The sequence below is a fragment of the Tamlana sp. 2_MG-2023 genome (assembly GCF_030548465.1).
Lineage (GTDB): Bacteria > Bacteroidota > Bacteroidia > Flavobacteriales > Flavobacteriaceae > Pseudotamlana.
On record NZ_JAUOSF010000005.1, the window covers coordinates 37,296 to 63,463 of the forward strand.

Genomic DNA, 26,168 nt, shown 5'->3' on the forward strand with positions numbered 1-26,168 from the left:
TTATTGATGGTTTCGTGGTTGTAGTCTTATGTTATAAGCTAGTTTTAAGAAAAATGAGCGGCCATAGGCTAAGGAAATAAGCTCAGGACCCGAATCATGAGCACCGCCGGGAATGGCATCCGTTTCTACTGAAGAAATATCAAAGAGGTTGTTCACCCCTAATGTGGTTTCTAATGTCTTGTCTAAAAATGATTTTTTAAGGGTGAAATCTAACCAATCGAAGGCTTCAGTCGTACCTTTAACATATTCTTGCTCACCTTGGGCGTTGGTTTCTTCAACAAATTGATGCTGTTCTCCGGTGTGCTTGTAATAGAGGGCGACTGATGTTTTCCACTTCGGAATGAGATAACTTACCGTGCTATTCAGTTGAAAGCTAAACAGGAAATCATCATTTGGAGTTTGATTGCTGTCTAGTATTTTAGAAGTTCCTAAAAGTGACGCACCAAGTTGAATATTAAACTGATTAAACTGTAAATTGTTTTCTGAGGCTATTCCAAAGGATTTAAAAGAATCGATGTTAGTGTATTGGTAGGAGAGCGGGTTTTGTTCTACTATAGTAAGCTCTATTCTGTCATTTACACCAAGATAAGAAGCGGTTATTTTATTTTTTAATCGGGTGTTGTTTGATAGTTTAGATGTTTTTTTGAGATGAATAAAAGCCGATAAACCGTGTTCTGGGGTTAAATCGGGATTACCTTGTACATTATGATTGACGTCTACAAAATAGGTGTAAAGTTCATCGTAGTTTGGGGTTCTATTGGCCGAGCCTAAAACGGTTCTTAGTTCAATATCATTTTTAAACAGGTATTTCGAGCTTAATGAGAATACATACTGAGGGTCGAATAAGTTTGTGAAAGAAACACGTGTTCCTGGGCGCAAAGAAAATTTATCTGAAACTTCTATTTCCGCGGAAGCGAAGAAATCGTAATTATCTAGGCGTTGTTCAGCGGCATCATCATCAGGGCTAATGGTAATAGCTATAGGTGAACCGTAACCACTTTCATTAGTGAGTTCATATCCGGCTTGAAGTCTATAATGTTTGGAGTGTATCAAATTGCTAAAAGTTCCCCTAGAGAACAGGGCTTTACGGCTTAAATATTCCCCTTTTTTCAGGTTTAACTTTTCGTCTTCACGTATGCGGTAGGTATAGGTTTCTAGGTCTTTTGTTTGTTCTTGGTAAGATAGAGAAATGTTGTAGTCTATTCTATTTCTTAAAAGACCGTTTGCATTTAAATTATGAATAAAACGATTGTTAAAAAAAGTTTCGTCTAAGGCTAAAGGGTCACTAGTGCCGGTTGCGGCATTTTCGTTAAGGTCTACCGTACTGTTGGCTTTGTAAATGCTTTCATTAAAATAATCGAATTTGTAAAAAATATTGAACCGGTCTTTTTTGTAATTTAAAAGAATTTTGGCATTATTTTGTTCTTTGGGTAGCCATTCATAGCCGCGTAAGCCATCGTTTTTATCATAAACTTTCCCCTGTTTATCACCCCAAAACCCGGCAAAATCATTTCGAGTGTAGGTGGCGTTTCCAAAAATGTCATCTGTAAAATTATGACTGATGTTTACAGATTGAATGTGACGCCCTTTATCAAACCACTCATATTCATTGCCAACGGTTTCCTCTTGAGCATAGATTTGAATGCGCGTTTTTTCTCTAATTGATTTTTTAGTAATGATATTTATAACGCCTGAAACAGCATTTGCACCATATTGTACCCCCATGGCGCCTTCAATAATTTCAACACTTTGAATATCGTCAAGGTTTATAAGAGTTAAATCCACGTTGTTACCCATGCCTTCTTCGTTAATCACGGGAACGTTGTCAATTAAAATTTTAAAATATTGAGCATCTAAGCCAAATAAACTCACGCCTGTTTTTCCTGTTGAGGTATTAGGTACAATATTGATATTTAGAGTTTGATTCAGTAGGTCAGATAGATTAGTGGCGGCACGTTGCTCAATCTCTCGTCGGTTAATCACTTTAACCTCGAATATCGATTTATTAGCAGATTGTGGGTTGTATTGCCCTGTGATAACAACTTCATCTAGTTTTTCAATAGCAGTAGAATCTTTAATGATGTTTTGTGCAAAAGAGAAACCACTCAAAATTATTGAAAAAAATATGAAGATATTATTTTTATTTAGACTCATTCTATATAAATTTGTCGCAAATATATAAGTTATTTTGATTCAGTCTAAATAAGAATAGAATAATTTTTATATTTTTGAATTTTTTAAAAACCAAACCATTTCAGATGAAAAGAGTAGTACTATTAGCATTAATGCTTTTATTAATTTCAGTAAACGGAAACGCGCAAAGCAAGAAAAAACAAGACACAGAGGCGATTAAAGGCATGTGTGGTTGTTACGAAGTCACCTTTAATTTTGCCGAAACTTTTAACTACAGCAAAGATTCTTTGTATAAGCCTTCTGAAACGAAAATTGCCGGAGGCCTAGAATGGGCGCAACTTATTGAAGATGATAAAAACAAAATGTCTATTCAGCATTTACTTCAAGTTGGTGATCCAGCACATCCTCATATTGTAAAACACTGGAGACAAGATTGGCTTTACGAAAACCAAGATTTTTATATGTTTAATGGTGATAACACTTGGAATTATGTCACCAAACCAAAATCTGAAGTTAAAGGCCAATGGACGCAAAAAGTCTATCAAGTAGATGATAGTCCGCGTTACGAAGGTTCTGCCACTTGGGTACACGTAGACGGTAAAAACTACTGGGAAAACCAAACCGATGCGCCTTTGCCAAGACGTGAATACACAAAGCGTAGCGATTATAATGTCACGGCTAGAGGTAACAGACATGAAATTACTAGTAACGGTTGGATTCATGATCAAGACAACGCAAAAATTATTCGTGAAGCGGGTAAGGAGGATGTGCTTTTAGCTAAAGAAAAAGGATACAATACTTACGTGAAAGTAGATGATAGTAAATGTCAGGCTGCTATTGATTGGTGGAAGGAAAACGAAGCCAAATGGGCTTTAGTGCGTTCAAAGTGGGATGAGGTTTACGGTCGCCATAAAGATTTGGCTTTAGAAGCTAAAGTAGAAAACAAGCAACTTTATAAGTACCTGTTTTCTGAAGATTATGAAGAACAAAAAAAGATTGACGAAATCATAGAATCATTTGTAAAACAATAAATATGAAAAACCAAAAACTAATTATAATTGCGCTTTTATTTGTAAACATCGCGCTCGCACAAACCAAAAATGTGTTTTTAGAACGCGACTACTGGAAAACAAACCCTTCAATTGAAGACATTGACAAAAAAATAAAAGAAGGGAATGATGCTGCTGAATCGAACGCAGGCGGATTCGACGCGGTAACCAATGCTATTTTCGCAAAAGCACCATTAGATGTAGTTAAACATCTTTTAACCATTGAAGGAAATGATGTTAATAAATTAACCCATGATAAGCGTACTTATGCGTTTTGGGCGGCTTCTAATGATAATTTAGAGTTATTAAAGTATCTAGCAGAAAACGGGGCGCGTTTCGATGTTAAAGATTCGCACAAATATTCAGTATTAACTTTTGCTGCTGTTGGAGGTGTAACCAATATCGAAATTTTCGATTTATGTATTGCAAACGGTATCGACGTAAAAACCGATGTAAACGAGCACGGCGCCAATGCACTTCACCTTATAATGCGTGGTGCTAAAGATTTTTCTCTAGTTGATTATTTTACTGCTAAAAGTTTAGATATAAACAGCTTGGATGAAGATGGAAATGGTGTTTTTAACTACGCGGCACAGTCTGGAAATAAAGAGATGGTAGCGCTATTAATAGAAAAAGGATTACCATATAAAACCTTAAATAAAAAAGGTGAAAATGCTTTGTTTTTAGCGACTAGAGGTTCTAGAAGAAGTCAGAATTCATTAGAATACCTTAAGTATTTAGAAGGTTTAGGTTTAGAGGCTAACTTAACGAATACAGAAGGTAAAACGCCTCTTTTTAATTTAGCTTCAGGAAATAAGGATGTGGAAACTATGAAATACTTTTTAAGTAAAGGTGTTGATGCGAACCAATCGGATAAAGAAAACAACAATGCTTTAATCTTAGCTTCAGGAAGAAACTCATTAGAGGTGATTACGCTGTTGGCTTCAAAAACAAAGAACACCAATCAAACCAATAAAGATGGTGAATCGGCTTTAACACATGCGCTTAGTAATGATGCTGAGGTGGTTGCGTTTTTAGTTGAAAAAGGTGCCGATGTAAAAGTCGTTGATGCTAAAGGAAACAATTTGAATTATTATTTGCTGAATAGTTTCAGTGCTAGAAAACAAGATAATTTTTCTGAAAAATTAGCCTTATTAACTAAGAAAGGTTTAGAGGTGAAAGCGGCTCAAAAAGATGGAAATAATGCGTTTCACATCGCATTAGATAACCGTGACGCTTTAAAATTATTAAAGCAGGTGAACGATTTTGGAGCTGATGTGAATGCTAAAAACAATGATGGTTTAACGCCTTTACATAAAGCTGTTATGCAGGCCAAAGATGTGAAAACCGTGAAATACCTGATTAGCATTGGCGCCAACAAAAATGAAAAAACTGATTTTGATGAAAGCGTTTACGATTTAGCTCAAGAAAACGAGTTTCTTCAAGCAAACAAAACCGATATTAACTTTTTACAATAATTTTACTCATGTCTAGAAAAATATTTTTTAAAATACTTCCAATATTAGCGATCGTAATTTTTACAAGCTTTGGCTTTAAAAGTATTACTGAAACTTCAAAATATAAATGTATGATTCAATTGAAGAATTATACTGGTGAAGGTGCTTATATCGCGATTTCTTTATTGGACCCTAAAGGGGAATATGTTGAAACCCTTTACATGGTTGGTGATGACGACGAATGGTATTCTGATGTCACCGAATGGTTTGGTTTTTACGGAAAAGTAAGAAACGATATTGATGCGATTACAGGAGCGACCGTTAGCGGTGGCGGACGCACAATTAACGTGATTGCTATTGAAAACGATAAAATTGATGCGGGTTATAAAATTCGTTTTGAATCGGCTGTTGAAAATCAAGAATACTACAAAGACGATGTGGAGTTTGAATTAACTTCAGCAACTGTAAAAAGTAAATTTGAAGGCAATGGGTTTATCCGTTACGTACGTATGATGCCTCAGTAAAATCAATTAGTAAATATCTACAAGACATTAAATCCTTAGTTGGTGTAAAATTCATTAAAAATGACCATTTCTATTTGGAGGTATAGCCATCTTATTTTGGCTATATCCTCTGCCTTATTCATAATATTAGCTTCCGTAACCGGTGTGATTTTGGCTTTTGAACCAATCTCGCATCAGGTGAAGCCTTATGCGGTTGATGATGCTGGTGACTTGCCGGTGTCAAAAACTATTGCGGCTCTACGGTCTAAATATGATGAGGTCTTAAGTGTAGAAATAGATAACAACGATTTTGTTTTGGCTTCGGTGTTTACTGCTGAAGGTGATAATGAAGCATTTTATATCAATCCGTTTACTGCTGAAAAAATAGGCGATGTCATTGAAAAAGCACCTATTTTTAAGTTTGCGACCAATTTGCATCGCTCCTTATTTTTAAAAACGACAGGCCGTTTTATCATCGGTTTTGTATCTTTTTTACTGTTTTTAATGGCGGTGACTGGCGTGCTACTTATTGTAAAACGCCAAGGAGGGCTTGGTAAGTTCTTTTCAAAAGTGGTTAAAGAGGATTTTGACCAGTATTACCACATTATTGTGGGGCGTTACACACTTATCCCTATGGTTATTGTCACTTTAACTGGGGTTTATTTGTCTTTGGAAAAGTTTTCATGGCTTCCGGAAGATGAAATTGCACATCAGTTTGATGTTGAAGCTTCTGATGCTATTGAAAAACTACCGATCACCGATTTAAAAACCTTCAATAAAATCAAGTTAGAAGACGTAAAACGAATAGAATTTCCGTTTTCAGATGATATTGAAGATTACTACTTTTTGAAGTTAGAAGACCGTGAAATATACGTCAATCAATACGACGGGAGTATTGTGAGTCAACATGACTATGGATTGGTGTCTAAAGCTTCAAGCTGGTCTATGATTTTGCATACCGGGCAAGGTTCTATAAGCTGGTCTTTAGCATTATTAGTGACTTGTTTCGCTATTTTGTTTTTTGTGTATTCTGGTTTCGCCATGACCCTCAAGCGCAAAAGGAATCACATTAAAATCAAGAATAAATTCAGTAAAGATGTTGCTGAGTATATCATTTTAATTGGCTCAGAAACAGGAAGCACTTTTGGTTTTGCTAAATCCTTGTACAATGCTCTAATTGCTGAAGGAAAATCGGTTTTTGTTTCAGAATTAAACCAATATACCAGTTACAAGCAGGCGCAACACCTAGTGGTTTTAACCGCTACTTATGGGGATGGGGCGCCACCAACTAACGCCAATAAATTTGAGAAATTGGTGAGCGTAACTCCTCAAAATAACAATTTAGAATTTGCTATTGTTGGATTTGGGTCTTTAGCTTATCAAGGGTTTTGTGAGTTTGCTATTGGTGTGGATCAAATGTTACAATTAAATCACAGGTTTAATCCGAGTTTACCCGTATATAAAATCAACAACCAGTCTTTCAATGATTTTAACAGTTGGGTAAAAACTTGGGGAGAAAGTAAAAACATGAACTTACAAGTTTTAGAACCAGAACAAAAAATAAATGTGAAAAAAGCAACAACTTTTAAGGTTGTTAAACGTACGGCACTTAATAGAGATCAGTCTTTTGTGATGGAGTTAGCTCCAGAGAAAAAAGCCAAATTTGTTTCGGGTGATTTATTGGCTATTTATCCGAAAAACGAAACATTGGCCCGCCAGTATTCTATAGGTGAAATTGATGGAAATATCATTTTGAGCATCAAAAAGCATGATTTTGGGGTGTGTTCTACCTATTTAAATGAACTTCAGGAAAATGATACCATGGTTGCGCATATTGAAAAGAATAAGGCTTTTCATTTTCCGAAGAAAACCAAAGAGGTGGTTATGATTTCTAACGGAACTGGCATTGCGCCATTTATCGGGATGATTAATAATGAGAAACGACACGGTGTGAAATCATACCTGTTTTGGGGTGGTCGCACTAGTGAATCCTTCAAAATGTACGCGCCACTTGTTGATAAGGCTTTTTATGCCAAACGCTTATCTGGACTTTATGTTGGGTTTTCACGTGAGGACAGTCAGAAACGCTATGTTCAAGACTTATTGCTCGAAAAAGCAGAGTTAATTGCACGTGTTTTAAAAAATGGTGGTGTGATCATGATTTGTGGTTCTGTAGCTATGGAAACTGGGGTAAGGCAAACCTTAGAGCGGATTACTACAACACATTTAAATACACCAATTAGTGTTTTTGAAGCCGAGAATCAAATAAAAACAGATTGTTATTAAAACCAAACCATGATGTGTAGAGAACATATTAAAGTTTTATCGAAAGTGAAAAGTGGCGAATTATCTCTGTGTAAGGAATGCAAGGTTTATCATTTGGAGTTTAACAATATTTACTTAGAACTGACTCAAGTTGAATTTGACAAGTTTAAAGATTATGTTGAAAATATAGAAATTGATTATTGGGAGCATAAATATGCCTGTGCTAAAGTTAGACGAAAGATTCCAATTCCTTCGATGCAGCCTAATTTGGTTTTAATGTTTAAAAGACAAGAGATTAATGAATTAAAAGCTCTTGTAAATCCTGTGAATACTGATGTTTTCGGAACTTCATTATATATAAGTGATATAGATTACACGCTAATTCTAAACTAAAAACCGTGGACGATATTAATACCATTTATTATAACGATTTCGGCATTGCTTTTCAGTGGAAACGCAGTGATGCCAAAGACTTTAATAAAATACAGTTGGTGTTTAATAACACAGGTTTGTTTTTAAATAGGGAAGAGCTTATTCAGTTTTCAAAAAATATAGATTCTGCTTTAACAAAAGGTAAATCTTTTGGTAATGCTACTCAAAATAAACCTTGTGAATTGTTTTTGTTAGAAGCTCCAAATCCGCAATTAAGTTTTGCAATGAATCTTGAAGAATTAAAGGATATGCAAGATTTAATGACACGTACGTTATTTCAGTTGGGTTTAAATCATGTTTTAAAAAACAAACAAATTCGTTTTAATTAGTAAACGGTTGATAGTTACTCTATATGGCGTTTAAAGTCATTAACGATCATTTTTTTCTTCCTTAAATACTGTGTTTCATAAAACTATTTTGAAATAAAAAAACTAACTTTAAGTTTTGTAACAGTGCTAAAATCTATTTATCATGATAAGAAAAGTTTTAATCATAGTTGTTTTTTTAAGTTTAGTCTTAACATCATGTAAAGAAGTTAAGTCGAACGAAACCGATGTGAAACCTACGGAAATCATCACTGATGAAATCGTAGAAAGCACTGTGAGTGATGAAAGCGGAAAGACTTTATATATGACTTTTAATAATACAAAAGGCACAGTAACTATAGATTTTGAAGGCGAAATTACAGAGTTGAAACGAGAGCGTTCGGGCTCCGGGTTTTGGTACAAAAATAATACTTATAACCTAAGAGGTAAAGGCGAAAACATGACATTGAAAAAAGATGGTGTTGTGGTTTTTGAGAATTAGGAGCACTTTTTAAAATATCGTATTGAATCAATAATCAGATGGTAGTCATCTGATTTTTTTATGTTTTAATTTGAGGTTTTAGCACCATCTGGAAATTTTTTAAAAAAATCTTTTGTCTTTTGGATGTTGTTAATGTGAGGAGGTGCTCAATGATATCGCACAATTGGAGTTAAAAAGGTGATTTTTAGTTTCATGGATCAAGTTTAAGATTTATTGGTGTTTTAGTTTGTTTGAAAAAAATATTCTATATTTGGAAAACCAGTCTGGAAAACCAATTTGGTTGTCCAGATAAAAAAAATACTAAAACTATAACTAAAATGAGTAAAAACTTTACACTTTTAAGAAAGGGGTACGAGGCTCGTACACCTTTAAAATTCTTTTTCACTATTGCCTTTTTATGTTTTTCATACTTGTCTATTGGGCAAAACATGTATGATGATGATTATGATTTACGTACTGCTGTGAATGCTGCCGGTCAAACAGGCGGGACTTTTATTGTTAAAAACGGAGAATATAGCGACTTTCAACCGGCATTTGAGGTTGAGGCTACGGCTGCAAACCCAATTATAGTAAAGGCCGAAACTGTAGGTGGAGTAAAACTAACAGGTAGTTCTCGATTTAACTTCCGTCGATGCGCTTATATTACTATGGAAGGTTTTATCTTCGAGAATGATGATAACACTTCTATGGTTAAAACCGAAGGTTGTAACAACATTAGAATTTCAAGAAATGTCTTTGAATATACAGGGATAGAATCTTGTAAATTTGTTTATATCGGTGGAGTTTGGGATGATATAGTCTATCCTTTTAATTACCCAAGTCATAATAATAGAATTGACCATAATATTTTTCAGAATAAAAAAAGTCCTGGGCATTATATTACTATTGATGGTTCTAATGATGACGCTACGAGTACATCTTACCAATCACAGTACGATCGTATCGATCATAATTACTTTGTGAATAATGGCCCTAGAGCGGTAAACGAACAAGAGTCTATCCGTGTAGGGTGGAGTGAAATGTCATTGTCTAGTGGATTTACTACAGTGGAGTATAATTTGTTTGAAGAATGTGATGGAGATCCAGAAATTGTATCTATAAAATCATGTGATAATACGGTGAGATTTAACACTTTTATTGGAAGTTATGGGACGCTGTCTTTCCGTCATGGAAATAGAAACCGTGCAGAGGGTAACTTTTTCTTCGGAAATAATAGGCCACAAGGGCTGTCTCCAGATGGAGCTGATTTGTATACAGGAGGTATTCGTATTTACGGAAAAGACCACGTCATTATTAATAACTATATGGAAGGTTTAAATGGTACCCGTTGGGATGCTCCTATTGCCTTAACAAAAGGTGATGCTATCGATGGGCAAAGTTCTAGTTTAAGTAAACATTTTAGAGCTGAAAACGTATTAATCGCATATAATACCTTAGTAAACAACAGTCATGGTATTGAAATTGGATATGATAATAATGGTAAGTATGGAACTAACCTAAGTAATATTACGATTGCTAATAATTTAATTACGGGTTCGGAGAATGCTTTAGTGGATATCATTGATGGCAATGATCAAGGGAGCGCTATTACTTGGAAAAATAATTTAATGCAGCCTACAGGGACAGCGGTAACCTTAAATGGAGCAACCTCAACGTCATTTGACGCTACTAATGTTGTAGAAGAGGATCCAAATTTGGCACCTGAAACTGTAAATACTTTTAGTTTATTCAAAACAACGGCGACATCGCCTGTGTATGCACATGCGGCTACCGAAGCAGTTGGCACAGATATAGAAGGTCAAGATCGACCAAGTAATAGTAATCCTGGAGCAGATCATTTTAGTAGTATGACAGCAACAATTAAGCCATTAACTTCAAGTGATGTTGGGCCTTATGTTCAAGATGACGGTAGTGTGTCTGAAATTATGTATGTAACCTCACTGGCGACCTATGTTGCTGCAGGAGAGGCTCAAGATGTCACCGTAACGTCTAATGTGAATTGGACGGCAACTACAATGGATAGCTGGATTTCTATAGCCCCAGCTAGTGGGTCGGATAATGGGACGTTTGCAGTTACGGCTTCCGAAAATACAACTTATTCTGAACGATCAGGTGAAGTTACTGTTACAGGAGGAGCCTTAACAAGAACGATAACAGTGACTCAAGAAATGGCAGACCCTCGCGCTAATTTGAACTTGATTAACCCAACGGCTACCGATGTTTCTGTATATTCAGTTACTTATGAGGAGGTAGATGCTAGTAAAAATAAGAACAACATTGCAGAGCACAGTTTAGATAAAGATTTAGATACCTATTGGGCAAGTAATAAAGATCTAGATCCAGCTGGAAGTGGAAAATCTATAATTATTTATGATTTAGAAGGTGCTTTTGACTTAGACTTGATTGACATCGCTACATCATCTGGAAAAACATATATGCTTCAAATTTGGGTGTCTACTTCTGGAGTTGATGACGGAGATTTTACGAATATATTTGGAGATATTGTAACCACGACTGATGGTGATATGCAGGCCTTTATGCCTTCTTCTCCAATTGCAGGTGCTAAATATGTGAAAATTATTGGTGATGGACAACCTAGTAGTAAATTTACATCCATTCATGAAATTGAATTTTACACCAGTCAAGCGCTTTCGGTAAACGATTTCGATACCAGTGCAATATCTGTATACCCTGTGCCAGCAAAAGAGGTGTTAAACATCAAAACCAATGGCGTTGCGGTTAATACTATAAATGTTTACGGTTTAGACGGAAGATTGGTTCTTAATAAAGTTGTTGAGAATTCAAATTCAGGAATTACTTTAAATACTTCAAGTTTATCTAACGGAACCTATGTGGTTCGATTTACAAACACCAACGGACTAAACGAGTCTCGAATGATTGTCGTGTCTCATTAGTAATTAGCTAGAGTCTAACGTTTATTCAACGTTTTTATAAATAAAAAAAAAGAGGCTGTACAAAAAGTATTGAGGCTGTACAAAAAGTATTAAAGTACGTCATTCTGAATTTATTTCAGAATCACATCATATTGATAACCAATCATTATGAGAACCTGAATCAAGTTCAGGTTGACGAAAACTTTACTTTTTAGATAGCCTCTTTTTTTAAGCCTTAAAGGTTTGTTTTTATAATAGAATCGTAGTATGTAGAGGCACGCAAATAGTAGTTAATCTGTATTTCTAAAGTCTTTTAATTATCTAATATGAAATTTAACAAAGTAAAATTTGGTTTATTCATATTTATACTTATATTTGGAGAACCAATGTGGTAAACCAGTTTGGTTTACCGCGTAAAATTTAACCACAATTAAAACTAATTAATTTAAACTATATAATATGAAAACAAAATTACTTTTAGCAGCATTATTTACTGCATCATTTGGCTTCGCTCAAACGTTTGATAATATTCCGACTGGTTCTGGGTATTATATTAATAAGATTATGCCTAGTCCTAATGGGCAAGATTTAACTAATGAACTTCTTGAAGTTAGAGGGCCTGCTGGGGTGGTAGTGCCTAGTAATTTATATTTAATTACTATTGAAGGCGATGGAGATAGAAGTTCTAACAATGGTATTGGGAAGGTTGAAGAAGCTATTGAATTAGGTGATGGGACTCGGGTTTTTGGGGCAAATGGAATATTAGCAGTTGTCGCGAATTATAATCAAGATAGTGGTGGGGTTACTGCAGGAGATGGGTATTATGAAAATCCTTACACTGCGGATATGGATGGTGATGCTCATATACTTACGATTGAATTAGAGGGGAATAATGTGGGTAGTTCCAGTTCAAGTGCAGTTACTACGCAAGCGCCAGATATTGGTTGGGATGGTAACTTTATTGATCAAACTGCAACTTATATGTTGGTTTCTTCGTCTACTAATCCAAAAGGTGTCTTTTTAGATGGTGATGGTTCTGCTGCAACGGCTGATGGTGCGATTGACGCTACTGGTGATCATACTTTATGGACACTTTATGATTCAGTTTCTTTCATGGATGAAGACGATGCTAATGCAGGAAGAAATGGAGAGTATGCTTATGGGCAGATTATTTTTGCGAGAAACAATAATGATGCAGGTATTAGTGCTTATCAGTTTACAACGCCTGGAGCTAATGTTGTTCCTTATGGTACCACTAGTGCTTCTTTAATGATGAGACAAGGTGCTTCAACAGGTTTCACTACAAGTGATTGGGTAGTGACTACTGCCTCTGAAGGTACATTAGAGTTTAGTGATGATACAGATAAGACTATACCTGCAGCTTTTGAAGGTTATGCGGATTTTAATACTATTTATGGTAGTTTAAATCCTACTTCGGCTTCATTATCTGTAGAAGAAGCATCAGTAAATGGTTTCGCAATCTATCCAAATCCAGCAAACGATATTTTAAATATAAAATCGAACAACCTTCAAATTTCAGCTGTAAGTATTTACAGTTTGTTAGGGAAGAGTGTTTATCAGAACAATCAATTTAGTGGTAGCATAATTGATTTGTCTAGCATCAACAGAGGGGTGTATATCCTGAAAATTGAGGCTAGTGGACGTACTTTTAGTAAAAAATTAGTAGTTCAATAAGTAGTTGTTTAGTTATTAAAAGCCTTTTAGTAAAATAAAAGGCTTTTTTGTATTTTAAGAAAACCAAACCAAAAGCAAACAGTAAAAAGATGAGTTAGTCGTCGTTTTATTGTTTGCTTTTATAAATCTTAAAACTATGCAATTGTAAATAGTGTTAGTTTATTAGCTCATTTATAGCTAATTAATTATAACTTTAGGTTCGAATAATCATAATTAATAAGTGCAATGAATAAAATTCAGAAGAAAAGTGTTCAACGTCATTTAATAACAAAAGCAGCGTTATTAATAACTGTTTTGTTTTTAAGTGTAGGGTGTAAGGAAAAAACGCCAAAAGCGGCATCTTCATCAGCTGTAACAAATGGTGACGAATTAAACGAAGCCATTAAAAAAGCCGAGCCAGGTGATGTTATTGTGATGTCTGATGGTGTTTGGAAGGATGTTGAAATAAAATTTAGAGGAAAAGGAACCAAAGATCAGCCTATCACGATTAAGGCTGAAACTGCTGGAGGTGTTTCTATTGAAGGGGAATCTTACTTGAAATTCGCTGGAGAATATTTAAAAGTTGAAGGCTTGCATTTTAAAAATGGGCATTCGCCTTCTAGTTCGGTTATCGATTTTAGAATCAATGAAAACGAAATTGCATACAACTGTACAGTAACGAACTGTGTAATTGAAGATTTTAATCAGTTACATCGTGATGAAACCGATTTATGGGTGCAATTTTGGGGAAGAAATAACACTTTAAGCAATTGCTATATTGCTGGTAAAACAAATCGCGGACCAACAGTACGTGTTAATTTGGAAGGTATTGAGAGTATGAATAATTACCACCAAATTGTAAATAACCACTTTGGGCCACGTCCTAGAAAAGGTGGTGCTAGTGCAGAGACCATTCAAATTGGTAATAGTTTTACATCTATGGCGCCAAGTTACACTATGGTAGAAAATAACCTATTTGAAGAGTGTAATGGTGAGGTAGAAATTATTTCAAGTAAAACAAACTTTAACGAGTTTAGAGGAAATGTATTTTATAACAGTGAAGGGTCTTTAGTAACAAGACATGGTAACTACTGTATTATTGATGGTAATTACTTCATTAACGATAGTGAAAATACAAACGTAGGAGGTATTAGAATTGTAAATTCTGGACATTGGGTAACCAACAACTACTTTTTTAACATAAAAGGAGCTAGTTTTAGAAGTGCTTTGGCTGTAATGAACGGTATTCCTAAATCACCTCAAAACAGATACAATCAAGTGACTGATGTCGTTGTGGCATATAACACTTATGTGAATTGTGTTTCGCCTTGGCAGTTTGGTGTAGGTACTAACATTGCGCAATCAGATGTGTTACCTAAATCTGAAATTAGATCGGCAAGACCAATTAGAACGACGGTGGCAAATAATGTTATTTATAACGAAGTTGGTGATCCTTCACCAGTTTTTGAACATGATAAAGCTGATGGTGTACTTTTTAAAAGTAACGTGATCAACAATCAAGGTGTTGATTTCAAAGATTTTGATGGTGGTATTCAAACAGCATCATTAGAATTGACTAAAATTACAGATAACATCATGCTTCCAACAGGAGTGCCTAGTTCGGTAGAGCCTTATCAAGGCTTCGATTTTAATACCATTACTAAAGATTTATTTGGTAATTCTAGAGAAGAAAACAATGCTGTTGGTGCAAGTTTAAAAGCTGATGTGGCGAATCCAAATATTTTAGATAAAACGAAATATGGAGCCGATTGGTATTCAAACGTTGTTGAAACTAAAGAAGCAACTACACATAATGTTTCTTCAGTTGCAGAATTACAACAAAAAATTGATGCTGCTAAGTCTGGAGATGTTATTGCTTTGGCTAAAGGTGTTTATGAATTAGATAAGTCTTTAAAAATTAGTAAAGCAATTACGATTCAATCACCGGCAGATGAAAAAGCACAAATCGTTTTTTCTGGAGCGGCAGAAACACCAGTTTTTGAGTTAAACCCTAAAGGGCTTTTAACATTAAACAATGTGGTATTAAAAGGTAATGGCGAAAATTATGCTTTTGCAAGTTTAAAGGAAAACATGTCTAATCACTTTGGTTTAACAGTTTCAAACTGTGAGATTAGTGATTTCGCTTATGCCTTAAGAGTTTATAAAGAAGCTTTTGCTGAAAATATTACTTTCGAAAAAACAGCCTTTGATAAATGTGAAAATGGTCTTGAATTATCTGAAGAGATTAATGATAAAGGTGATTATAACACAGAATACTTAACCATTACAGATTGTACCTTTAATGCGATTAAGCAAAATGTTGTTGATTATTATAGAGGTGGTTACGACGAGTCTACTATTGGTGGAAACTTGTTAATTGCTAACTGTACATTTACAAACTCTGGTGGTCATGAAAAGAACAAGACGTTATTAAATCACCGCGGTATTGTTAATGTAAATATTAAGGATAATACCTTTAAAAATAACCCAGTTAAATTTGTGTCTGTGTTATGGGGAGCAAAGAATAACGAACATTCAAACAATACGATTTCTAATTCTGGTGAAATTAAAGTTCAAGAGAACTTAGAGATGAAAATGATGTATTAATTCATACAGAATGAAATTAGTAAAACAATTAGGTTTTGTGTTAGTCTTCGGGCTAATGCAAAACCTTTTTTCGCAAAATATACCTACTGATAAAGTTATTGCTAACGAAAATCTTTCAGAGTATTTAACTAAAGAGATTCAAAAGGAGTTAGGGTCTAAGCCGATTTCCGAAGAAAAATTAGCAGCCTATTTCCGTGATAAATTTTCAGAACGCTATTTCTTCAACTGGAAAAATTTTGAAAGCCGTTTTGAGACCTACAAAAGCCTGTATCCAGAGGCTGAAGCGTTGCACACTGAGCGCGCCTTAGATCACTTGGCCAAATTTCCTGATGCTACCCAGTGGGTTTTGCCATTTAACTATCAAAATGGCGAACCGGTTAATGCTTATGCTTTACGGCATTTAGCGCGTCAGCATAAAATGGTAGATATTGCTTATTACTATTTCTACCAGAATAAAGATATCACGTATTTAAATTACTTTAAAAATCAACTTCAATCCCTTAATTCAGCACTTCTGGCTGGTGAATACGAAAAAATAGAAGACGGTAACGGGGTCTATGAAGCGTTTCGTTCAGGTTATCGCGTTTTAAATTGGTTGCAAATTCATAATATGTTTCTTGGAGAAGAAGCTTATAGTGATAGCGATCAACTAATAACCATTGCGACGTTGCTTCAGCATGGCGCAGATTTGTTTGCTAACAATACTAAGTTTCATCCAGGAAATCATCAAACTCGGGGGCTTTCTGCTTTAGCTATGATTTCAATTTTATTGCGTGATTTTGAAGGTACAGATATTTGGTACGAGCATGCGATGAAATTGTTAGAAGAGCACTTGGCTAAAGAAATAAATGATGATGGGTTTCAGTTTGAGCGTACTGTGCATTACCATATCAGTGATATTGGAAACTACTATTATGTATATCAACTCGCAAAATTAAGTGATTATAAGGTAAACGATTTTTGGAGTGCTAAGTTAAAGTCGTTGTTTGTGTCTTTAACTAAAATTGCATACCCTAATAAATCAGCTCCGGTACTTTCTGATGATACAGATAATCCGTGGGGAGAAACAAATGATATCTCAGGAGCTTTAACGCTTGGTTATTTGTTGTTTGACGATCCTGAATTTGGATACTTTGCTAATAAAACGGTGCAGTCTAAAATGTTTTGGTTTGTTACTAGCGATCAATTGGCTTCGTTGAATAACATTTCTTCTGAAGCTCCTACGATGAAATCTGTAAGTTTTCCAACAACTGGAATTTACGTGATGCGTGAAGGCTGGAATAGTGATGATAAGGTTATGGTAATTACGGCAGGATTGGATAAGGATAAACCCGATCATCAACACGGTGATATGTTAGGGGTTCAATTTATGGCTTACGGTAAGCCCATGCTACCAAATTATCAAGTACGCTATTCTCTTGATGATTTAGAATTATTTAAAAACTCAATGACTAAAAATGTGGCTTTAGTAGATGATGAATTACAAGGGAAACATTACACGTCAAATAAAGGAGGGAGTGGTTTTGGAAAGTTTAAAGAATTGCCACAGCCTTCAACAATAGCATGGGAAACTAACGATGATTTAGATTTGTTTGTTGGTTCGCATGACGGATTTAAAAATGTTGGGGTAAACTATTCTAGGCAAGTTATTTATTTAAAAGACGATTTCTGGATTGTAAAAGATAATTTCTCATCTGAAAAACCACACGATTACAAACAAGTTTGGCAAGGGCATTTTAGTCAGGAATTAGCACCTAATCTTTTGCGTGCTACTTTTAGTGATGCCACAGGGTTGGATCTATATCAGTTACAAAATATTGATGCTGTTTCAGTATCTGGAAAACGCGGTAAACAGTGGTCGGTAGTTTCTAAAAGCCAACAGAAGGACTTTGCGTTTGTTACGGTGTTGTATCCTTACAAGGGTTATGATAATCGTATTGATGAAAATAAGAAACAAGTAGAAATTAAAGGTTGGGTGTTAAATCATTCAAATTGGGAGACCCAGGGCGAAAATACGCTAAGCTTAACTAAGGGTAATGATGAGGTGTTTCTGTCGGTAAAAAGTTTAAAAATTGATGATGTTACACTTCAGTTTTCTGCAATTTCAGATGTTTATTTTTCTAAAAGAGAAGGAGAATTAACCATTCAGCTGTTGTCTGAAGAGGCAGTAGAATGTCAATTTATAAGTGCTAAACATTCAAAAAAAGTTTCTTTAAAGTCGGGAGCTATTTTCAGCTTAACTTATTGACTGTAAAATAAGTGTTTGTGATTTTATTTAAATTTCTTCTGCATACAATAAACCATACTAAGATTGATGAAAGCGTAGTGAATCGTAATTTCTGCTAAAAAAATAAACTAAATATTGTTTAGCGCTATTTATATGATAATTAATTAATTGAAGTGGGGCAAAAAAATATGTATTTGGTAAAAATAATACATTAAAATTAACAATTTAAGTGAAGTGGTTTGGTGTAAGTGATAAATATACTTATATTTGGAAAACCAATCTGGTAAACCAAACTGGTTTCCAGTAGAGACTAAATTTAATAAATAAATTCGAATAAAACGAATGGCGTTAAATAAAAAAACGATTATCGGGCTGTTTCTTAGCGTGTTAATGTTAGGAAGTGTGCTTTCTTGTAAAGATCAAAACGAAACTTCAAGTAAAGAGGAAGCAAAGAGTTCATCTGGCGGACATCCAAAACTTATTATTACTAAAGCCGGAGTAGAAGAAATCCGAAAAAATTTAGGTAATATTCCAATTTTTGATGCTTCATTAGAAATGGCAAAAGAAGAGGTTGATGCCGAAATTGAAGCAGGTATAGATACACCAATTCCAAAAGATTTCTCTGGGGGTTATACACACGTACGTCATAAGCGCAACTTTTTTATGCTTGAAAAAGCAGGTTTGCTTTATCAAATTTTAGATGACGAAAAATATGCGAAGTATGTGAAAGACATGTTCTTTCAATATGCAGACATGTATAAAGATTTGCCGGTGCACCCTCAAACGCGTTCTTATGCTAGAGGTAAATTGTTTTGGCAATGTTTAAATGATTCTAACTGGTTGGTTTATGCAAGTCAGGGTTATGATTGTATTTATGAGTATCTAACTCCTGAGGAGCGTGAAACTCTTGAGAGAGATTTGTTCAGGCCGTTTGCTGATTTTATTTCAATTGGTAATCCGAAATTCTATAACCGTGTTCATAATCATAGTACTTGGGGTAACGCCGCGGTAGGCATGATTGCATTGGTTATGGATGATGACGAACTGTTACAACGTGCGCTGTACGGTATTGAAAATGATGGTCTAGATCCAAATGAAAAGGATAATGATGGTGGGTATATAAAAGACCCTGAAGGTAGAGCTGGATTTTTAGCGAATTTGGAAGAACCTTTTTCTCCGGATGGCTATTATACTGAAGGTCCATACTATCAGAGATACGCGATGTATCCATTTTTAATTTTCTCTGAAGCTTTAAATAATGTAAAACCTGAGCTTAAAATTTTTGAACATAAAGATGGTGTGCTTTTAAAAGCTGTTGATGCTTTATTAAATCTTTCTGATGCTGATGGAGATTTCTTTCCTTTAAATGATGGGCAAAAAGGCATGTCTTATTATTCAAAAGAACTAGTGACAGCTGTAGATATTGCCTACTTACACGGTGGAAAAAATCCAGGCTTGTTAAGTATTGCTGAAAAACAAAATCGTGTTTTATTAGATGATTCAGGTTTAGCTATTGCTTTAGGTATTAAAAAAGGAGAAACAAAACCATTTAATAAGAAGTCGGTTAATCTTAGCGATGGACCAGATGGAAAACAAGGAGGAGTTGCTGTATTACGTAACGATGATTTAGAAGTCGTGTTTAAGTATGCAGCTCAAGGTTTAAGTCACGGACATTATGATAAGTTATCATTTTCCATGTATGAAAACGGTCAAGAAGTTATTCAAGATTATGGCTTAGCACGTTTTGTGAATATTGAACAAAAAGGTGGTGGTAATTATTTAAAAGAAAACAAAACTTGGGCAAAACAAACTATTGCTCATAACACGGTGACTCAGAACGAAACAAGTCATTTTCAAGGGAAGTACGAAATAGGTTCAAAACATCATTCTGTATTGGATTTTTACGATTTTTCTAATGCTAATATCAAAGTGGTAAGTGCTCATGAGGCTAATGCTTACCCAGGCACGGTTATGCATCGTACTATGGCTGTGATAACAGATAAGGATTTTGAAAAGCCTTATGTATTAGACCTAATGCGTGTGACTTCAGATAAAGCAAATCAATACGATTTTCCATATTATTTCTTAGGGCAGGTTATGGAGACCAACTTTAAATACAGTACACCAGAAACGTTAAAACCACTGGGGTCTAAACACGGGTATCAACATTTATTCGTTGAAGGACAAGGAAAAGCTAGTCAAGAAAATGTGAAGTTGTCTTGGTTGAATGCGGGCCGTTTTCACACTTTAACTACAGTTACTAATAATCAAGACGAAGTGTTTTTTACTCGAATAGGAGCAGCTGATCCAGAATTTAATTTACGTAAAGAGCCAGCCATTATGCTTAGAAAGTCTCAAACTAAGGATGCTGTATTTGCTTCGGTTATTGAATCTCATGGAGGTTATAGCCCTGTGTCCGAAAATGCTGTAAACTCACACAGTAACATTTCAAAAATAAAAGTCATTTATAATGATGCAGATTATACAGCAGTAAGCATTGTGGATTTACAAGGGAATAGCAAAGTATTTATTGTGTCTAATAAAACAACTTCGAAAGAAAAGAAACATAATTTGAAAATAAATGATAATACTTTCCAGTGGACTGGGAGCTATTATTTTAAATAAGTAGATGATTAAAATAATGATTATGAAAACAATTGGAACAAGCAAAGAATTCCTTTTAGAAGAAGTAACTCGAAGGAAAACAAGAGGTAAAATGATTCAGAGTACACGCAGTGGAATGTGCTGATAACAGCATGCAAGTAATATAGATGTTGCTTAGGTGTTGTTTTATTTGTTGCAAAACATTACCGGGCCAACTTATGTTGCTAGTAGGGAGTATTAATAAATAGTTGAAGAAGCGACTTAAAACTTAAGTGAATTTTTATGTAAGAGCTTAAAAAGTGTTAGGCTTTTTTTTAAGGGTTTAAGTGAGTTTATCGATATTTTTTTGGCTAATTCGTTAATATTTATAGAGTAAGCATGTTAATTTAAGAAAATATTTTGCTTTAAGTTTAATTTAACATATCTTTGGTAAACCAATGTGGTAAACCAAACTGGTTTTCGACAATTAAATTAGATGTTTAACGCTTTCTTAAAAAACTATTATTAACATGATTTTATTGTAAAAAAAGGGGGATTATTTTTCAAACTTTTTAAATGTTTACTTCTTTTAGGAGGGAGGTAAATTAAAACTCAAGCCGAAGACTTGATCTTAGTATAAACTTATAAATAGGGTTTGTGTTAAGTCAATTGGAGGTAAAAAAAGGCAATTCCGATCGTTATGTGTCTGGGTTGTATTAACTATACTATTTAAACATAAAAAAACCAATTATGAATTTAAAAAATAAATTAGCACTATTTGTTGTTTTGCTTTTAAGCATTACTACGTTTGCGCAGAATGGAACAGTTCTGAAAGGGGCCGTAGTGTCTTCTGAGGATGGTATTCCTATTCCTGGTGTAAATGTTATTGTAGTAGGTACTTCTAGAGGTACTACTACAGATTTCGATGGGAACTACGAAATCTCAGTAGAGCAAGGTGAGGCGATTCAGTTCTCTTATCTTGGTTATGTGTCTCAAACGAAACTTTTTTCGGGAGATGCCACATTAAACATTTCATTAACTGAAGATGTATCGCAGCTTGATGAAGTTGTCGTTATTGGTTATGGTGATCAGAAAGAGAAAGATATCACTAGTGCCTTAACGAAAGTAGATTCTAAAGATATTCAGGATTACTCTGTAGCGCGTGTGGAGGATGCACTTCAAGGTAAGGTTGCAGGTTTAAGAATTCAAGTAACTTCTAGTGAAGCGGGTGGAGATCCAAAAATCACATTAAGAGGACCAGGTTCTATTACAGGATCTTCAGCACCACTTATTGTTGTTGATGGTGTAGTATTAGGTACAGACCCAGATATCTTAGGTTCTATTGATAATAATAATATTGAATCTTTAAGTGTGTTAAAGGATGCTTCTTCTGTTGCAATCTACGGTTCTCGTGGTGCAAATGGTGTAATCTTGGTAACGCTTAAAGAAGGTGTTTCTGGTCAAACAAAATTCTCTTATAACACATTTACGGGATATAAGTTTACTAAAAACAACGACAATTTCAATACTACAATCGCTGATGAAAGAGCTAGATTAAATAGTCTTTCAGATGAAGTTGCTGCTATCGACCCAAGTAGTCCAAGATATGATGATATCAACAAGTATTATGATTCGGCTTTCGCTGAACTTGATGCTATGGATTTTCTTGCCTCGTTAAATGGTGGTGAAACAAACTGGCAAGATGAAATCTTTAATGGAGGTGTGATTACCAGTCACTCATTTGCTGCTAGAGGTGGTTCAGAATTAACAAGTTACACAGCGTCTTTAGGGTATCTTGAAGATGAAGGTGTTGTTATAACCGATAACTTTAGGAAGATTAATGCAAGAATTAAAGTGGATAGTAAATCTAAAAACAAGAAAATTAAATTTGGTACAAACATTAGTGTGAACTACAACGATCAAGTTAGAGTACCAACAAGATTTACCGATCCTTTAAGACAATATGGGCACTTACCACTTTATTTAACAGAAGAGCACATGCCATATGTGACTAACTTCTCAAGAGAAGTTGGTGTGGGAACAGATGCTGGTAAATTATTTGAAAATCTTGATGTTGGTAGTTACGGTTTCTCAAGAGCTTTTGACCACGTGTTTACACAAGATCCTAGTAACCCAAGAACAATCGCAAGAGACCCTGCAACAGGGCTTCCTACAATAAGTCCTGAAATTGATGGTGGATTAACCTTATCTACAACTAAGAATGTTCATCCTTTAGTGCACTATATTGAAAGAGAAAGATTAAAGAAGAAGTTGAACTTAAATACTTCGGCTTATATTGATTTTAAGTTAGCAAAAGGACTTAGTTTTAGACAATCTATTTCAGGTGTATTTAGACACAGTAAAGACAATAATACAGACTATTTGTATGGTCAAGAAAATAGAGACCAAGAGTCGTTTCGTTTAGAATCAAGAGATGAATTAAACCAATATGCTTTTGAATCGCTTCTTAAATACAATAAAAGTTTCGGTAAGCATAGTATAAATTCAGTATTTGGTTTTGAGTTTACTCAAAGAGATTTTTACACTCAAGAAACTGAAAATGTTGGTTATACTGATGATTTTAACAATAACATTGCACTTGCTGATGGTGGTACAACATTTACAGATAATGGTACAGATAAGTTAGTATCTTATTTTGGTAGAATTGATTATAGCTTTGATGAAAAATACTTACTACAAGTTTCTGCTCGTACTGATGGTAGTACAAGATTTGGTACTAACACAAGGTTTGGGTTCTTCCCTGCAGCTTCTGTTGGTTGGATCCTTACTAAGGAAGACTTCTTAGCAAATAGTGATGTCATAAGCTTCTTTAAATTAAGAGCGAGTTACGGTATATCTGGTTCTAATGAAATTGATAACAACGTATTTAATTCACTTTACAGATTCCAAGAGTCTTTTAGTACAATTAGTTACCAAGGTTTGTCTGGTGTAAAAGCGATTACTTTAGCTAACCAAAATTTAGGTTGGGAGCAATTGGTAGAATTTAACCCTGGTTTGGATATGACATTTGGTAGAAGTTTATTCAATTTAGGTGTTGATTACTATACAAGAAGTAGTAAAGATTTAATTCTTTTCGCTCCAGTATCTGGTGTTTACGGAACTGATAACTGGTTGCAAAACATTGGTGAAGTTAAAAACGAAGGTGTTGAAGTTGAAGTAAGTTCTAGAATTTATACTAACGAGAACATGAGTTGGAAAGCTTCTGGTAACTTTGCTTTAAATAGAAACGAAGTTGTGAGTTTAGGACGTAATGATCAAATTCTTTCTAGAATTGATCAAGACACTAGACCAACAGAGTTTATAGCCAGAGTAGGGCAGCCAATTACTTCTTTCTACGGTTGGGTTTATGAAAAAGAAATGCCTTTAGAATATGTTGATAATCCGTTTAATAGATTTAACAATGATTTCGCTCACGTATATGTGAAAGATTTAAACGGTGACGGTATTATTGATGCTGAAGATAGAACAGAGTTAGGTAATCCTTACCCTGATTTCACTTGGGGTTTCAATTCTGACTTTACTTATAAAAACTTTGACTTTGGTTTCCAATGGCAAGGGTCTCACGGTGCTGAAGTACGTGTAGCTGATTTAGATCAATTGTATTATGCTAGTGAGTCTGCGGTAAACTCAGTTAACGATTTTGTTGATAGAGATTTATTAGTACACAGAAGATATACTGATGATCATATTCAAGATGCTTCTTATATCACCATGAGAAATATTACGTTTGGTTATACCATTCCTGAATCATTTACTTCTAAGTATAACATTGATAGACTTAGACTATATGTAACAGGTGAAAACTTACTTTTCTTTACTGCTGCAGACTACGAAGGGTTTAACCCAGAAGCTGCTGGTCAAACTTCAGATAATGCAAATACGCCATTAACTGCAGGTTACCAAAGAGGAGATGGACCAGTAGTAAGAACAATTTCAGCAGGTCTTAACTTTCAATTCTAATAAATTATGAAAAAGATATATAAAAATATTATAGTTTGTTTTTCAGCAGCGGCCTTACTTACTGGCTGTGCCGAAGAACTTGACCTTGATAACCCAACTGCACTTTCAATTGAGGAATTGCTGCAAACAGATAACGGATTTATATTGCTGTCTAATGGTGTGCTTGATGCTTACCAAAAAGTACCAGCAAATGAATTTTTATTAACAGAATTACGTTCCGATAATGTAAGAGCGAACTCTGAAAATGGTAACTACCCTGATTTTAATGCCTATAACATCGATCCTAATAATGGTGATGTATCGACTTATTATTCTAATAATATGTCTACGATAAAGCATGCTAATACTATTATTGATAATCGTTTTTTAGCATCTGAAAGTCAACAATATACTGTAGGTGAGGCTTACTTTATGCGTGCGTTATGTCACTTCAATTTAGTAAGAGCTTATCAAAATGTACCATATATTGATAAGGTTTTAGATGTTTCAGAAGATGAGGCTGAAGATTATCCGCAATTACCTGAGGCTGATGTTTATGCTAAAATCATTGAGGATTTTAAAACATCTATTGCTTACCTAGATGGTGTTGAATTAAATAGATACCGCCCATCTGCAGGTGCTGCTATTTGTTTAGCGGCAAAGGCTTATTTAAGTCAGCCAAATCCAGATTATACAGAGGCTGAGTTGTTATTGGCTTCAGTAGTTGACAATAATGGAGTTTATGGTTTTGATTTAATTACTAGCGAGAAAGGTAGCAACTCAAATGCCTTACATAATGCTAATTTAATTCAAGATTATGGATATGTATTCGGTAATGAAATTTCAGGTGGATTTACTGATGGGGTTCCTGATGGTTCTTGGTCAAATAATGATGGCTACGAAATTAATGATGAAGTAATCTTCTCTATTTCTTATGATTTAGCGAGTAGTGATGAATATGTAACTAGTGATAGTGCTTTAGATGAGCAAGTACAAACAGATTCTGAGTCTCATAGTTTCGCTATGACGCTTCAAGGGCCTTCAAATGGTGTTAATATCGCATCTCTTGATTTCTTAGATTATATGACGCCTGCGTTACAACCAGTTCGTTTTTACGCAAGTATTGATGCGATTTCTTATAATCCTTCACTTCCAACTAACGATACCTTTAACGCTAAGTTTCCAACGCCAGGTGAGATTGGAGATAATGACTGGATTGTATTAAGATATGCTGATGTATTATTACTTTATACTGAAGCGATTTTAGCTGGTGGTAATGATACTCAAGATTCTAGAGCTGTTGATGCCTTTAATCAGGTTAGAGAGAGAGCTGGTCTTAATGATGCTGCGAGCATCACTAAGGAGATGTTATTAGAAGAACGTCGTATGGAGTTTGTATACGAAAACCAACGTTTATACGATTTAATTAGATTTGGAGAGGCTGACCGTGTGTTACAAGAATTTTCTGATAACAATAGTTTGTTTTATACGAGCCCAAAGAAATACTTGCCTTTTCCTCAGAGAGAGTTAGATAACCTACCAGGTTTCTATAAACAAAATAATGGATACTAAAACTT

Annotated in this window: 15 protein-coding genes; 14 read left to right on the forward strand and 1 reads right to left on the reverse strand. The window is 34.8% G+C overall.

The genetic code is table 11. The annotated features are described in order from the left end of the window. On the reverse strand, positions 1–2,154 hold the full coding sequence (locus tag Q4566_RS09690) for a TonB-dependent siderophore receptor (protein WP_303420597.1): 2,154 nt from the start codon (positions 2,152–2,154) through the stop codon (positions 1–3). Between the two features lie 104 nt (positions 2,155–2,258). Here Q4566_RS09690 and Q4566_RS09695 point away from each other — a divergent pair, with 104 nt between their 5' ends. The 14 genes from Q4566_RS09695 (at position 2,259) to Q4566_RS09760 (ending at position 26,163) form a co-directional block, all read left to right on the forward strand. Further along, positions 2,259–3,164 carry a DUF6607 family protein gene (locus tag Q4566_RS09695; protein ID WP_303420599.1) on the forward strand — a complete coding sequence of 302 codons (906 nt, stop codon included), beginning with the start codon at positions 2,259–2,261 and terminating at the stop codon, positions 3,162–3,164. Between the two features lie 2 nt (positions 3,165–3,166). Beyond that, positions 3,167–4,660: an ankyrin repeat domain-containing protein gene (locus Q4566_RS09700; protein WP_303420603.1), complete on the forward strand. Its 1,494-nt coding sequence runs from the start codon at positions 3,167–3,169 to the stop codon at positions 4,658–4,660. 8 nt (positions 4,661–4,668) lie between these two features. Then, complete coding sequence (locus Q4566_RS09705) at positions 4,669–5,163, forward strand: DUF2271 domain-containing protein (protein WP_303420605.1); 495 nt, start codon at positions 4,669–4,671, stop codon at positions 5,161–5,163. 60 nt (positions 5,164–5,223) lie between these two features. Then, positions 5,224–7,428: a PepSY domain-containing protein gene (locus tag Q4566_RS09710; RefSeq protein WP_303420607.1), complete on the forward strand. Its 2,205-nt coding sequence runs from the start codon at positions 5,224–5,226 to the stop codon at positions 7,426–7,428. Positions 7,429–7,437: 9 nt separating this feature from the next. Next, positions 7,438–7,800, forward strand: coding sequence for a DUF6686 family protein (locus tag Q4566_RS09715; RefSeq protein WP_303420608.1), 363 nt, complete (start codon positions 7,438–7,440; stop codon positions 7,798–7,800). Positions 7,801–7,805: 5 nt separating this feature from the next. Beyond that, positions 7,806–8,168 carry a hypothetical protein gene (locus Q4566_RS09720; RefSeq protein WP_303420610.1) on the forward strand — a complete coding sequence of 121 codons (363 nt, stop codon included), beginning with the start codon at positions 7,806–7,808 and terminating at the stop codon, positions 8,166–8,168. Positions 8,169–8,310: 142 nt separating this feature from the next. Further along, complete coding sequence (locus tag Q4566_RS09725; RefSeq protein ID WP_303420612.1) at positions 8,311–8,646, forward strand: MliC family protein; 336 nt, start codon at positions 8,311–8,313, stop codon at positions 8,644–8,646. 317 nt (positions 8,647–8,963) lie between these two features. Next, positions 8,964–11,561 carry a chondroitinase-B domain-containing protein gene (locus Q4566_RS09730; protein ID WP_303420614.1) on the forward strand — a complete coding sequence of 866 codons (2,598 nt, stop codon included), beginning with the start codon at positions 8,964–8,966 and terminating at the stop codon, positions 11,559–11,561. Positions 11,562–11,999: 438 nt separating this feature from the next. Beyond that, the gene (locus Q4566_RS09735) at positions 12,000–13,235 is read left to right on the forward strand and encodes a T9SS type A sorting domain-containing protein (RefSeq protein WP_303420616.1); all 1,236 of its coding nucleotides are present in this window, start codon (positions 12,000–12,002) and stop codon (positions 13,233–13,235) included. Between the two features lie 225 nt (positions 13,236–13,460). Beyond that, a complete protein-coding gene (locus Q4566_RS09740) occupies positions 13,461–15,821 on the forward strand; it encodes a chondroitinase-B domain-containing protein (RefSeq protein ID WP_303420618.1) in 2,361 nt (786 codons plus the stop codon). A 10-nt stretch (positions 15,822–15,831) separates the two neighbouring features. Then, positions 15,832–18,069 carry a heparinase II/III family protein gene (locus Q4566_RS09745; protein WP_303420620.1) on the forward strand — a complete coding sequence of 746 codons (2,238 nt, stop codon included), beginning with the start codon at positions 15,832–15,834 and terminating at the stop codon, positions 18,067–18,069. Between the two features lie 321 nt (positions 18,070–18,390). Further along, on the forward strand, positions 18,391–20,673 hold the full coding sequence (locus Q4566_RS09750; protein ID WP_303420622.1) for an alginate lyase family protein: 2,283 nt from the start codon (positions 18,391–18,393) through the stop codon (positions 20,671–20,673). 708 nt (positions 20,674–21,381) lie between these two features. Further along, positions 21,382–24,612 carry a SusC/RagA family TonB-linked outer membrane protein gene (locus Q4566_RS09755; protein ID WP_303420625.1) on the forward strand — a complete coding sequence of 1,077 codons (3,231 nt, stop codon included), beginning with the start codon at positions 21,382–21,384 and terminating at the stop codon, positions 24,610–24,612. Positions 24,613–24,618: 6 nt separating this feature from the next. After that, a complete protein-coding gene (locus Q4566_RS09760; RefSeq protein WP_303420627.1) occupies positions 24,619–26,163 on the forward strand; it encodes a RagB/SusD family nutrient uptake outer membrane protein in 1,545 nt (514 codons plus the stop codon). Positions 26,164–26,168: the final 5 nt, after the last annotated feature.